8 protein-coding genes and 1 tRNA gene are annotated in these 12,667 nt (G+C 72.5%); 3 read left to right on the plus strand and 6 right to left on the minus strand.

Features of this window, described 5'->3' with window-relative positions; genetic code table 11:
- Positions 1 to 6 precede the first annotated feature (6 nt).
- A complete protein-coding gene (gene lhgO / locus ACH4XV_RS36495; protein ID WP_395796856.1) occupies positions 7 to 1,224 on the minus strand; it encodes an L-2-hydroxyglutarate oxidase in 1,218 nt (405 codons plus the stop codon).
- A gap of 87 nt (positions 1,225 to 1,311) precedes the next feature.
- Positions 1,312 to 2,694, minus strand: a complete 1,383-nt coding sequence (locus ACH4XV_RS36500) for a cytochrome P450 (RefSeq protein ID WP_395796858.1) — start codon at positions 2,692 to 2,694, stop codon at positions 1,312 to 1,314.
- A gap of 258 nt (positions 2,695 to 2,952) precedes the next feature.
- Between ACH4XV_RS36500 and ACH4XV_RS36505 the strand changes: the two genes are divergently transcribed.
- Positions 2,953 to 3,026: transfer RNA gene (locus ACH4XV_RS36505), tRNA-Met, on the plus strand.
- Positions 3,027 to 3,098: 72 nt separating this feature from the next.
- Here the strand turns inward: ACH4XV_RS36505 and ACH4XV_RS36510 are convergent.
- Complete coding sequence (locus tag ACH4XV_RS36510; protein ID WP_380009202.1) at positions 3,099 to 4,445, minus strand: MFS transporter; 1,347 nt, start codon at positions 4,443 to 4,445, stop codon at positions 3,099 to 3,101.
- A gap of 626 nt (positions 4,446 to 5,071) precedes the next feature.
- Here ACH4XV_RS36510 and ACH4XV_RS36515 point away from each other — a divergent pair.
- Positions 5,072 to 7,003 (plus strand): asparagine synthase-related protein, encoded by a 1,932-nt coding sequence (locus tag ACH4XV_RS36515; RefSeq protein WP_395796860.1) that lies wholly within the window; start codon positions 5,072 to 5,074, stop codon positions 7,001 to 7,003.
- Between the two features lie 566 nt (positions 7,004 to 7,569).
- On the opposite strand, the gene ACH4XV_RS36520 is transcribed toward ACH4XV_RS36515, so the two are convergent.
- Positions 7,570 to 9,186: a SpoIIE family protein phosphatase gene (locus ACH4XV_RS36520; RefSeq protein WP_078976044.1), complete on the minus strand. Its 1,617-nt coding sequence runs from the start codon at positions 9,184 to 9,186 to the stop codon at positions 7,570 to 7,572.
- 223 nt (positions 9,187 to 9,409) lie between these two features.
- A complete protein-coding gene (locus ACH4XV_RS36525) occupies positions 9,410 to 10,741 on the minus strand; it encodes an NAD(P)/FAD-dependent oxidoreductase (RefSeq protein WP_380008648.1) in 1,332 nt (443 codons plus the stop codon).
- Between the two features lie 219 nt (positions 10,742 to 10,960).
- Between ACH4XV_RS36525 and ACH4XV_RS36530 the strand changes: the two genes are divergently transcribed.
- Positions 10,961 to 11,704: a TetR/AcrR family transcriptional regulator gene (locus tag ACH4XV_RS36530; RefSeq protein ID WP_395796862.1), complete on the plus strand. Its 744-nt coding sequence runs from the start codon at positions 10,961 to 10,963 to the stop codon at positions 11,702 to 11,704.
- Positions 11,705 to 11,773: 69 nt separating this feature from the next.
- Here ACH4XV_RS36530 and ACH4XV_RS36535 read toward each other — a convergent pair whose 3' ends face one another.
- On the minus strand, positions 11,774 to 12,226 hold the full coding sequence (locus tag ACH4XV_RS36535) for a universal stress protein (protein ID WP_395796864.1): 453 nt from the start codon (positions 12,224 to 12,226) through the stop codon (positions 11,774 to 11,776).
- Between the last annotated feature and the right edge of the window lie 441 nt (positions 12,227 to 12,667).

The raw sequence follows: 12,667 nt of genomic DNA on the forward strand, positions 1-12,667 counted from the left end.
GGGCGACTACGGTTTGGCGAGTTCGCCCAGCCGTTCCGCGACACGCTTCGCGATCTCGTCGCCGATCGGCAACGAGGCGGTGGCCGCCGGGGAGGGCGCGTTCAGCACGTGGACCGTGCGCCGGCCGCCGGTGATCAGGAAGTCGTCGACCAGCTCGCCGTCGGGCCGCACCGCCTGGGCGCGCACCCCGGCGGGCGCCCGGACCAGGTCGGCCGAGGTCACCTCGGGCAGCAGCCGCTGTACCTCGCGCACCATCGCCGGCTTGGCCACCGAGCGCAGCAACTCGCCCGCGCCGTAGCGCCAGTGCCGGCGGGCGATGTGCCACATGCCCGGGTAGGCGAGCGTCGCGGCCAGCTCGCCCGGCGCGATCCGGGCCCACGAGTAGCCCTCGCGGCGCAGTGCCAGGACCGCGTTCGGCCCGACGTGCACGTCGCCGTGGATGCCCCGGGTCAGGTGTACGCCCAGGAACGGGAAGGCGGGATCGGGCACGGGATAGACCAGGCCGCGCACCAGGCCGCGCCGGGAGGGCACCAGTTCGTGGTATTCGCCGCGGAAGGGCACGATCCGGACCGGCGGCGGGTCGCCGGCGAGTGCGGCGATCCGGTCGCTGTACAGCCCCGCGCAGTTGACCAGGACCCGGCCGCGCAGCTCGCCGAGGCGGGTCTGCACGACCACCTCGTCGGCGTGTACGGCGAGGTCGACCACCTCCGCGCCGGTGCGCAGCGAGACGCCGCGTTCGTGCAGCAGGCGGACCAGGGTTCGGCACACGTCGAAGTAGTCGACGATGCCGGTGGAGGCCACGTGCAGGCCGCCGACGGACAACACGTGCGGTTCGTGTTCGCGGACCTGCTCGGTGGTCAGCTCGGCGACCGGCACGCCGTTGGCCAGGCCGCGCTCGAACAGGGTGCGCAGGCGCGGGAGTTCATGCACGCTCGTGGCGACCACGAGCTTGCCCGGGACGTCGTGCGCGATGCTGTGCCGGATGCAGAAGTCGACCATCCGCCGGGCGCCCTCGACGGCGAAGCGGGCCTTGAGGCTGCCGGGGCGGTAGTACAGGCCGGAGTGGATCACGCCCGAGTTGCGGCCCGTTTGGTGGGCCGCCCACGAGGTCTCCTTCTCGACGACCGCGACGGTGCGCCCCGGGTCCTGTTCGGTGAGCGCGTAGGCGGTGGCGAGCCCGACGATGCCGCCGCCGATCACCACCACGTCATAGGTCAACGTCATCAGCACACCTCCGGCCTTCGACCCTAGACGGTCGCCGGCCGGCGGACGGGGCGGATGTGGGGACTCGGGGGTGGGCGCGGGGTGGGGTCAGCGGTTGCGGAGCCAGCGGGACGGGCTCCACCACGCGGTGGAGGTGGTCGGGGCGGTCGGGGGCGGGTCCACGGGTGCGGCGGGCTGGGGGGTCGGCTCGGCCGGGGCCGGGGGCGGCGGGTCGAGCCTGGCCGGCGTGGCGGCGGCCGGCTCCGGCCAGGGGGTGCCGCCGTGTACGGGCTGATCCGGGGTGAAGACGACCGGCAACTCGGTCAGGCCGCGGATCCACGGGGAGGCCTGCCAGGTCAGCTTGCGCGGCGGGACGGCCAGGCGGATGTCGGGCAGCCGGTCCAGCAGGGTGTCCACCGCGGTCTGCGCGATCAGCCGCGCGGGCCCCTGGAACGGGCACGTGTGCGGGCCGCCGCCCCAGGCCAGGTGGGCCCGGTTGCCGGTCAGCTCGGTGCCGGGCGGACGCACGGCGGGGTCGGCGTTGGCGCCCGCCAGGCCCAGGACCAGGAAGTCGCCGGCGCGGATGGCGGTGCGGCCGAGCAGGGTGTCCTCGGTGGCCCAGCGGCCCGCCACGTTCTGCATCGGCGGGTCCAGCCACAACACCTCGTCGAGCGCCTCGTCGGTGGTCCGCCGGCCGCCGGTGAGGGACGCGTGCAGCGTGTGGTCGGTGAGCAGGATGCGCAGCGCGTTGCCGATCCAGTTGACGGTGGGCTCGGTCGGGGTGATCACGAGCAGGTCCTCGATCACCTCGGCGTCGCTCAGCCCGGAGGGGTGCTCGATCAGCCAGGACGCGATGTCCGCGCCCGGCGTGACGCGCCTGGCCTCGACGAGGTCGGTCAGCATGCGCAGCAGGACCCGCTGATGTTCGGGAGCGTCCGGGCCGCCGTCGAAGAGTCCGTTGATCACCCGGACCAGGTGCGGCCCCTCCAGGGCGGACAGGCCGATCAACCGGCCCATCGCCAGCAGCGGCAACCGCTGCGCGTACTCCGTGAGCAGATCGGCCTCGCCCCGGGCGACGAACGTGTCGATCAGCGAGTCGGCCATGTGCTCGATCTCGCCGCGAAAGGCCCGCCGGTCGATGCGGCCGAGGCTGTGCGCGACGGCCGTGCTGTGCCGGCGGTGCTCGGCCCCGTCGGTGCACAGAATCGACGGGCGATACTCGACCATCGACGCGAGCGGCCAGTCGGCCGGGACCAGGCCCTTGATCCGGTCGCGCCACAACCGCGAGTCGTGCGAGAACAGCTCCGGGTCGCGCAGCACGGCCAGCGCCTCGGCGTAGCCCAGGACCAGCCACGCCCGCACGCCGCCCTCCAGCACGACCGGTGCCACCGCGCCGTGTTGTTCGCGCAACTCGCGGTACAGCCCGGCCGGGTCGGTCTCGAAGCGTGGGCCGGACAGGGCCACGTACGGGCAACCGGATCTCTCGGTCATCTCGGGACACACCCCGCTCCGCCGCTGCCGCGGCTGTCGCCGGCGCACATCGGCCCGCCCCCGGTAGGCGACCCGCCTTCTACGGCCCGGAACCATATCGTGCCCGTCGCCGATTGCCACCGGGTCGAATCGGGCGGGAACGGCCTTTTCCCGCAAGGGAGTCGGTGCTCGGCACCGGCCGTGCGCGGCCGGCCGGGCCGGACGGCGCGGATATTGGTCACGGGCGCGTCCGCGATGGCGTACAGTTGGGTTCACCGACGCGGGGTGGAGCAGCTCGGTAGCTCGCTGGGCTCATAACCCAGAGGTCGCAGGTTCAAATCCTGTCCCCGCTACTTGGATCGCAGGCCCGACATGAAAATGTCGGGCCTGCGGCGTTTTTTGGGACCGGATCCGCCACCGTCGGGTCAGGCCGTGATGCCGGCGACCAAGCGCGCGCGGTCGGTGAAGTCCTTGACCGCTCGGACGTCGGCGTAGGGCTTGAGGCCGACCAGCAGGTTGTTGAGGTAGGCCGCGTTGCGGGACGAGTGCACGCGGTCGGCGATCTCCAGCGCCTGCCGGCCCGCCGCGCACGCCGCCTCGACCTCGCCCGCGCGCAACTCGGCCTGGGCGCCCACCGCGAGCCGCAACCCGTGCGAGCGCTGGTACGCCTCGCCGCGCAGCCCGGCCAGCGCCTGCACGGTGAAGTGCCGGGTGCGCTCGGGCACGCCGAGGTCGCGGTAACACTCGGCGCCGTCGGCGCACAGCCGGTCCCAGGTGAAGAAGTCGATCCACTCCGGGTCGTCGTCGCCGGAGCGGGCGCGCTCCAGGTGCGCCTCGGCCGCGTTCAGCGCCCGCCCGCACCCGGCCGCGTCACCCCCGCGAGCGTGCGCGCGGGCCTCGACCAGGTGCAGGAAACCGGTCACCCGCGAGGTCGCGATGCCCTTGTTGCGCTCGATGGCGGCCTGGGCCAGGTCGACCGCGATGTCGGGGTTGCCGCGATACGTGGCCTGCAGGCTCATCGAGGCCAGTACGTACCCGCCCAGCGGCACGTCGGCCGCCGCCCGGGCCAGCCGCAGCGCCTGGATGTAGTAGCGCTGCGCCACCTCGTGCTGCCCGGTGTCGAAGGCCATCCACCCCGCCAGCCGGGACAGTTCGGCCGTCGCGCCGAACAGGCGACGGCCCACGTCGTCGTGGTAGCTCCCGCGCAGCAGCGGCGTGGCGTCGCAGCGCAGGCACTCCGGCACCATCGACGCCCGCCAGTCGCCGCCCCCGTACTTGCTGTCCCAGCGGCGGGCCTCCTCGGCCGCCTCGCGCAGCTTGGTCACGTCGCTGTGTCCGACGTGCGGGCCGCTTCCGCGATGCTCGGCGCGGGCGTCGGCCGGGGTGATCAACCACCGGGCCATGGGGGTGCCGTAGGCGGTGACGGCGAACGTCCCGGCCAGCAACTCGCGTCGATTCACGTGGTCGTGCCTCCACAGGTCGGTGGCGGTGCGAACTGCCTCCCCGACATCGCGTGGGAAGGCCAGGCCGAGATCGGGATCCACCGGCCGACTGTCGTCGAGGCCGATCTCCTCCAGCGGCACCGGGCGGCCGAGCCGCTCCGCGAGCACGGCCGCGATCAGGTGCGGCACCGGGCCCTGCGGAGTCATGCCCTTGCCGACCCAGCGGGCCACGGAGGTCTTGTCGTAGCGGAGGGACAGGCCGCGCCGGGCGCCCAGGTCGTTGACCCGACGGGCGAGTCCGGCGTTGCTGACCCCGGCGACGCCGAGCAGGTCGCCGAGTCGGCCGTTGGGCCCGCGTTCGCGCGAGACCCGGGGACGGGTGTCGACGGGATCGGAGGTCGCGGGTCGCGACGCCGGGGAATCGAGGAGGGGTCTCACGCCGGCGCCCGCCGGGGAATCGCCGAAGGAGTCGTCGGCCCCGGCCCCGACGCCTCCGCCTACCACCCCCGGATCCGGGACCTCCCGGTCCTCGAGGCCGGAGCCCGAGCGCCCCGACTGATCCTGCTTGGGACTGCCGCGCATAGTTTGCCCCCAAAGGCAACCCTCCGTCCGCCTCAGCGTAACCGGACCGGCCACCCTCGGTAAGGGAGATATTCGCCAATCCGGGGAGTCGTCCGAGGTGTTGCCCCCGACCCGGCCCTCCGGGCCGCCCGCGGGGCAACCCTCGGCCAAGCAATCACCAAGCCGGGGAGTCAATCATTGACAGACCGTACTTGACGACACGTCAGTACGCAGGCACGGTCAAAAGGAACCATGCGCCGGGTGCGTGTCCCCGTGCGCCGTCGAATGCGCTCTACTCAGGCTTGCCTAACCTTGGTTCCATGGAACCGTCGGAACCTGTACGGCCGGCATCCATGGTGGGTTTGCGCGGTGCCGTTTACCCGAAGGGGGTCGAGATGCGCTGGTTCGCAGGGACGTCCGAGAGCCCGGGCGTGGCCCGGCCGACCGGGGCCAGGACACTGTGGGATGGCTCCGATCCGCTGTGGCTGGTGGGCAATTGGCCCGCCGACGAGGTACGGGTGGTCAGTCGGGGCAGGTGGCAGATGGCCGTGCTCGGCGTCTGCGGCGCCACCGACGCCGAACTCGAGGTCGGCCTCGCGGTGGCCCGCGGTGGGGCGCTGCGGCACCTGACCGGCTGGGCGGGCAGCTACCACGTGGTGCTGCGCGCCGGTCGGCGTACCGTGGTGCTGGGCGATCTCGCCGGTGTCCGCCAGGTGTTCCACGCCGACCCGGGCGACGGCGTGGTCTACGCCTCGCACGCGCTTCCGCTCGCCGACCTGACCCGGGCGGGCCTGGACACCGAGGCGTTCGCGGCCCGCCTCGCCTGCCCCGACGTGCCCGAACTGGTGGCCGGGCGCTCGATGTTCACCGGCGTGAGCCGGCTGGAACCAGGCCATGCACTCGAACTCACCCACGGCGTGCCCCGGGTGCGGCTCTACGAACAACACCGCTCTCCCCTGGACTTCCCCGGCGCGGCCGACGCGCTCGGGCGCGCGCTCACCGACGCGGTGGGTCGGCGCGTGGCCACATCCGAGCGGCCGGGCGCCGATCTGTCCGGCGGGCGCGACTCCGCGGTGCTCGCGCTGCTCGGCGCGCGCTCGCTCACCAAGGGGACCGCGCGCGACCTGGTCGCGGTCACCTGGGCCGAGCCGTGCGCCCCCGGCGACCCGGCCTCGGCGGCCGACATCGTGGCCCGCTCGGCGCGGCTGCGCCACCTGGTGATCCCGGGCGGGGTGGACCACCTGCCCTACACCGGCCTCGCCGACGTGCTCGACGGCACGGTGATGCCCGACGAGCCCGGCTTCTCGCTGATCGGGATGGCCCGAACCGGCCGCACCCTGGAGGCCGTTCGCGACGCCGGCATCGACATGCACATCACCGGCTACGGCGGCGACGCCGTACTGGGCACCCCGCTCGCCTACCTGGCCGACCTCGCGATGGACCGCCGCCGCGTCACCACCGCCCGGCACGCCCGCACGTGGGGGCGCAACCTGGGGATGAGCGGCTTCGAGTTGGCGAGTACCGCGAGTCGGGTCGCCCGCACCACCTTCCCCCAGGCACTCGACCGGCTCGCCGAGGTGTTCGCGGGCTCGGGTCGAGTGGACACCGGCCCGTCCGCCGCCATCGCGTGGTGCACCGCGGCCCCCACGGCGGTCTGGACGACGCCGGAGATGCGCCACCGCCTCGCCGTATCGCTGCGTCGGCTCGCGGGCGAGTCGGTGGTCTCGGCCGGATCCGTAGTCGCCGCGGATCCGGCTGTCCACGGCCGTCCGGGGGACCGCGCCGCATGGGTCGCGGTCCGCCGGGCGGCCGAACGGCAACGGGCCTACCAGCAACTCGCCGAGCGGGTCGGGGTGCGGGTCCAGGCGCCGTACCTGGACACCGCCGTGGTGCGCGCCGGGCTCGCGCTGCCGGCTTGGGCGCGGGATCGGGACGACGGCCCCAGGGCGCTGCTCACCGCGGCCGTACATGGGCTGATCCCCCCGCACGCGCTCGGCACCGTACACCGCGCCGACTACACCGAGGCCGAACGACGCGGACTGCGCATCAACGCACGCACGCTACGGGATCTGTTCGCCGACCCACTGCTCGGCGAACTGGGCGTACTGAACCCGGTCGAAGTCCGAAACGCCCTCGACCTGGCCATCGGCGGCCCCAGCCTGGCCAAGGGCGACCAGGCCGCACGCCCCGACCTACCACTGGGCCCACTGGCCGACATCGTCTCGGCCGAGTTGTGGCTACGCGGCGTCTGGGAGGGCCGAGTAATGCGCTGGGACGCCACGCCCAGCTCCGCCCCAGGCATCCGAATCGCCGCCGCAGTGGCGTAACGCCATCGGGCCCGGCCGGCCTCAAGCCCCGGCCGGGCCGTTCCGCCTCAAACGCCGGCGAGGCTCTTTGGCCTCAAGCGCCGGCCGGGCTGTTTCGCCTCAAGCGCCGGCCGGGCTGTTTCGCCTCAAGCGCCGGCGAGGCTGCTTGGCCTCAAGCGCCGGCCGGGCTGTTTCGCCTCAAGCGCCGGCGGGGCTGCTTGGCCTCAAGCGCCGGCCGGGCTGTCGGGACCAGGGTGGCGGAGCGCAGTCCGGCTCCGTCCCAGCCACCAGGCAGCCCACCCAGCACAGGAGGCGCCCCAGGCCGGCCATCACCGGAGTCCGCCCGAACCCACCGACAGCGCGAGGCACCCCAACCGCGTCGCCAGGCGAGCACAAATCAGCCTCGCCGGCGTTTGAGGCGAACCAGCCGGGCCGGCGCTTGAGGCCAAGCAGCCGGGCCGGCGCTTGAGGCCAAAGAGCCTCGCCGGCGTTTGAGGCGAAGCAGCCGGGCCGGCGTTTGAGGCCAAAGAGCCTCGCCGGCGTTTGAGGCGAAGCAGCCCGGCCGGCGCATGAGGCCAAAACCCCGGTCAACCCAACGGGAACTCGCACCAGACCGTCTTGCCCTCGTCCGTCAACCGACTCCCCCACGACTTCGCGATCGTCGCCACAATCGCCACGCCCCGCCCGCTCTCGTCATCGGCCGCCGCCCGCCGCCGCCGCGGCACGTGGTCGTCCGCGTCGGACACCTCGACGATCAACCGCCGATCCGTGCGCCGAAGGCGCAACCGCATCGGGGCCGCGCCATGCGTGAGCGCGTTCGCCACGAACTCGCTCACCGCCAGCACCCCCAGCTCGCGCAGCTCCTCGCCCACCTGCCAACTCGCCAGAACCCCGGACGTGAACGCCCGCCCCCGCGCGGCCACCTCACTGCCCCCGAGCAGGTCGAGCGACGCGGTCCGGAACAACCGCGCCTGCGCCCCCTCCCGCCGCGGCAGCTGCAGCACCAGCATGGCCATGTCGTCGTCGTGCTCCTCGGGCAACTGCATGTGCGCGATCAGGTGATCGCGCACCGCCTCCGGCTCGCCCACCGAGGACAGCAGCGCGGCGCCGAGCGTGTCGATGCCCTCGTCCAGGTCCTCGCCCCGACGCTCGACCAGGCCGTCGGTGTACAGCACCACCGTCGAGCCCGGATCCAGGGTGATCCGTCCCGAGGTGTGCGGCCAACTCGCCCCGGTGCCCAGCGGCGGCCCGTTGGCGTCGTCCAGCTTGTGGATCACGTCGTCACCGTCACGCACCAGCGGCGGCAGATGGCCCGCCGTGGAGTAGGTCAGCACGCCCTCGCCCGGGTCGTAGACCGCATAGGCGCAGGTGGCGATCTGGGTGGCGTCGATCTCCATCGCGGTCTCGTCCAGCAGCTGCAGGATCTCGTGCGGCGGCAGATCCAGCCGCGCGTACGCCCGCACCGCCGTGCGCAGTTGCCCCATCACCGCCGCCGCCCGCACCCCGCGGCCCATCACGTCGCCGATCACCAGCGCGGTACGCCCCGCGCCCAGGGTGATCACGTCGTACCAGTCGCCGCCCACCGCCGCGTCGGTGCCGCCGGGCAGGTACTTCGCGGCCACGATCAGGTCGTCGGGGTTCTCCAACCGCTGCGGCAGCAGGCTCCGCTGCAGGGTGACCGCGGCCTGTCGGTGCCGCCGCTCGCTCTCCCGCAACCGGTCGGTGGCCTGGACCTGGTCGGTGACGTCGACCGCGAACACCAGCACACCGCGCGTATCCCCGCCCCGCCCGGCCGCCTCGGGGCGCACCGGCGTGCAGACGAACGTGTAGTAGCCGTGCCTGCGCTCGCTCTCCGGCATGCCCGGGTACGTCTCGCCGCGGTGATCCACCCGTCGCGCCCGCACCGTACGCCCGCGCCCGGTCCGATAGACCTGGTCCATGAGGGTCAGCAGCCCGTGCTCGGCGAGTTCGGGCAGCGCGTCCCGCGCCGGCACCCCCGACCTGCGCGCGCCGAAGACCGCCCGGTAGGCGTCGTTGACGTAACACAGCTCGTGGTTCGACCCCCGGGTGACCGCGATCAGCGCGGGCGCGTGGGCCAGCACGTCGCGCAGCGGGAAGGTGTCGTTCGATTCCTGGCTGCGTGCCGCCGGCACCGAGCGCCGCCGGTCACCGGCCAGCCGGGCGCCCCACCGAGTGATGTTCAACCGCTCGCTTCCTGGAGAGTTCGTTCACGCAAAGCGCATGGAGATATACCGCAGGTGACATCCCCAGTGTGGGCGAAAGTCGGCCGTGAGGGAATCACGTCCCGTGACCGGGCCCCCGTTCGGGGTACCGCAGCAGTGCGCTGTGGCAATGTACGGGACCCGGTCGCGACACACTCAACCCTCGGACAACACGGCAGCCTACGAGCCGCGCGGTCGCACGTGCCTACCCGGTGCGCCTGCGGTCGCCTCGGGTGGCGTACTCGAATTCGGCGCGCGGGTGCTCGATCGACCCCAGCGAGACGATCTCGCGTCGGAACATCAGGGACAGTGTCCATTCCGCCATGATGCGCATCTTGCGGTTCACCGTGGGCACCCGGCTGAGGTGGTAGGTGCGGTGCATGAACCAGGCCGGCAGGCCCTTGGTCTTGATCCCGTAGACCTGCGCGACACCCTTGTGCAGCCCGAGGGACGCGACCGAGCCGGCGTACTTGTGCCGATACTGCCGCTGCGGTTGGCGGCGCAGCCTGGCCACGATGTTGTCGGCCAACACCCGGGCCTGGCGCACCGCGTGCTGCGCGCTGGGACCGGTGAACTCCTCGCCCGGCTTGGTCAGGTCGGGCACCGCCGCGCAGTCGCCCGCGGTCCACACCCCCGGTACACCGTCCACCTCCAGCGTCGCCCGGGCCCGGAGCCGGCCCTTGTCGTCCAGCGGCAGATCGGTGGAGAGCAACATCGGGCTGGGCTTGACGCCCGCGGTCCACACCAGCGTGCTCGCGTCGAGTTCGGTGCCGTCGGAGAGCACCACGTGCCGGTTCACCGCCGACTCCAGGCGGGTGTTCAGGCGTACGTCGATGCCGCGTCGGCGCAATTCGGCAACCGTGTACCGGCCCATGTCCTCGCCGACTTCCGGCAGGATCCGGGGAGATGCCTCGACCAGGATCCAGCGCATGTCGGCGGGGGTGATGTTGTGGTAGTAGCGGCAGGCGTAGCGCGCCATGTCCTCCAACTCCGCCAGCGCCTCGACGCCCGCGTAGCCGCCGCCGACGAAGACGAACGTCAGGGCGTGGTCGCGGATCGACGGGTCGCGGGTCGAGGAGGCGGTGTCCAACTGCTCCAGCACGTGGTTGCGCAGCGCGATGGCCTCCTCCACGGTCTTGAAGCCGATGCCCCACTCGGCCAGACCGGGGATGGGCAGCGTGCGCGCCACCGAGCCGGGCGCGACCACGAGCAGGTCGTAGGGCTCGGCGTAGGTCTCCCCGCCGAGCAGTTCGACGGTCGCGGTCTTGTTCGCGTGGTCGACGTGCTCGACGGTCCCGGTGACGATCCGGCACTTGGGCAGCACCGACCGGAGGGGGACGACCACGTGTCGCGGCGAGATGGCGCCGGCCGCGGCCTCCGGAAGGAAGGGCTGGTAGGTCATGTAGGACTGCGGTTCGACGACGGTCACCGTCGCCTCTCCCGTTTTGAGTTTTCGTTGCAGGCGCAGAGCGGTGTACAGGCCGACATAGCCGCCGCCGACGATCAGGATGCGCTCGGGCCGAGTCGAGGTCGTCATGCGTCCCACTCTGCCCCTTTCCGGGGGACGCATCCAGGTGTTCGACGGCTTTCCACCGTCCGTACTGGTGGTGACGAGACGTCAGCGTTCAGCGATATCTTCACAACCGTGCTGTCGGATTCCGCTTCTGGGCCGGGGTCGGTTCGGGTAGTCTCGACGCCCTGGGCAAAGCGGGGTCTGGTGGGGGAATCGACACACTTGCCTTCCGGGGGAGACGCTATGAGCGGCGCTTCGCGCACGCGGACCACCAAGATGCAGGACACCGGAGCCGACGGCATCGGAGGTCGGCACACAACGACGATTCCATCGGCACGCAAGCCGCAGCGCAGCAGGCCGGCCGAGCCGTCACCTCAACTGCGCACCGACGCCCGACGCAATCTGGAGCAGGTGCTGCGCGCCGCCCGTGAGGTGTTCGGCGAGTTGGGCTACGACGCTCCGATGGAGGAGATAGCCCGCCGCGCCGGCGTGGGGGTGGGCACCATCTACCGCCGCTTCACCGGCAAGGAGGCGCTGGTCCAGCGGATCATGATCGCCGAGACCAACCGGCTGACGGCCGAGGCGGTGAACGCGCTGGACGAGGAACCCGACGCGTGGTCCGCCCTGGCCCGCTACTTACGTCGCGCGGTCGGCTCGGGTGCCGGCCGATTGTTCCCCGCGCTCAGCGGGCGGGTACCGGTCACCGAGGAAATGAGCACCTCCCGCGCCGAACTCAACGACGCGGTGGGCATGTTGGTCGACCGGGCCAAGGCCGGCGGCCTGCTCCGGGCCGATGTGTCCGATGCCGACATCTCGCTGATGATGTCGTGTCTGCTGCCTCCGTCGGGGCTGCCGCATGCACAACGGTTGACCATCGCCGGCCGTTATCTGGAGATCCTGCTCGACGGGCTGCACGCGGGGCATTCCTCGCCGCTGCCCGGAAAACCTTTCACACAGGACGAGTTGGACACGTTGTTCCTGAGTTGAGGCGGGACCGGGCCGTCACTCGCCGCCGCCGCCACCGCACACCGCCGCCACCACCGACCGTACAGAGCCTCAGCCGCGCACCACGAGGACCGGGCACGCGGCATGGTGCACCACCGCCGTGCTGACCGAACCGAGCAGCAGGCGGGCGAATCCGCCGGATCCGCGCGAGCCCACCACGACCAGTTCGTGGCGTTCGGACATGCCGAGCAGTACCTCGGTCGCCGTACCCGCGTGGACCTGGATCACCGTGTGGCCGCGAAACGTGTGTTCGCGCTCGCCGTTCACCTCGCTCACCGTGGCCTCGGTCCGGATCCGCAGTTCGGTGAGCGCCCGTTCCAGGTCCTCCTGGTAGTGCGGGCCGGGCGCCATCACCACGTAGCCGGGCGTCGCGGGCTGCGCGGTCACCACGTAGAGCGGCAGTTCGCGCAGTTCGGCCTCGGTCATCGCCCAGTCCAGCGCCCGCCGGGACGGTTCCGATCCGTCGACGCCGACCACGACGCCCTTCGGCTCAGCGTCGGTCATGGGCCCTCCTCGTCCACCGGAACCGGATGTGGAGGGCCCAATACCACCGGGACGTCGCGCGCTCACTTCCACACCGGAATGCCACCCGGACGGCGGGGTGGGCCGGGCGGACACACACGCACGTCGACGCGGTGCGAGCGGTGGGCAGGGCCCGGGCCGGCCCGGACGCCGGCCGGCCAGGGCACCGGCAGGCTCGGGCGTACGTCGTCTCGGCGCGGGGGCGAACCGGCGCGTGCGCGGGTGGCCACGGCGCCGGTCGGCTCGGGCGCGCGTCGTTTCGGCGCGGGCTCGGGTGGCCATGCCGCCGGCAGGCTCAGGTATCGAGCGGTTCGGGCGTTGGGTGGTTCGGGCGCCGGCGGCAGGCTCGGGTGTCAGCGGTTCGAGCGCGCTTCGTCGGGAGCGGGGCTCGGGTGGCCGGGGCCGACCAACTCGGGTGCCAGG

Source organism: Embleya sp. NPDC020630 (assembly GCF_044334985.1).
Taxonomy (GTDB): Bacteria; Actinomycetota; Actinomycetes; order Streptomycetales; family Streptomycetaceae; genus Embleya.

Excerpts from the sequence above, each read along its gene's own strand:
- ACH4XV_RS36525 (WP_380008648.1), bottom strand. The coding sequence starts at position 10,741 with ATGACGACCTCGACTCGGCCCGAGCGCATCCTGATCGTCGGCGGCGGC.
- ACH4XV_RS36500 (WP_395796858.1), bottom strand. The coding sequence starts at position 2,694 with ATGACCGAGAGATCCGGTTGCCCGTACGTGGCCCTGTCCGGCCCACGC.
- ACH4XV_RS36530 (WP_395796862.1), top strand. The coding sequence starts at position 10,961 with ATGAGCGGCGCTTCGCGCACGCGGACCACCAAGATGCAGGACACCGGA.
- ACH4XV_RS36535 (WP_395796864.1), bottom strand. The coding sequence starts at position 12,226 with ATGACCGACGCTGAGCCGAAGGGCGTCGTGGTCGGCGTCGACGGATCG.
- lhgO (WP_395796856.1), bottom strand. The coding sequence starts at position 1,224 with ATGACGTTGACCTATGACGTGGTGGTGATCGGCGGCGGCATCGTCGGG.
- ACH4XV_RS36515 (WP_395796860.1), top strand. The coding sequence starts at position 5,072 with ATGCGCTGGTTCGCAGGGACGTCCGAGAGCCCGGGCGTGGCCCGGCCG.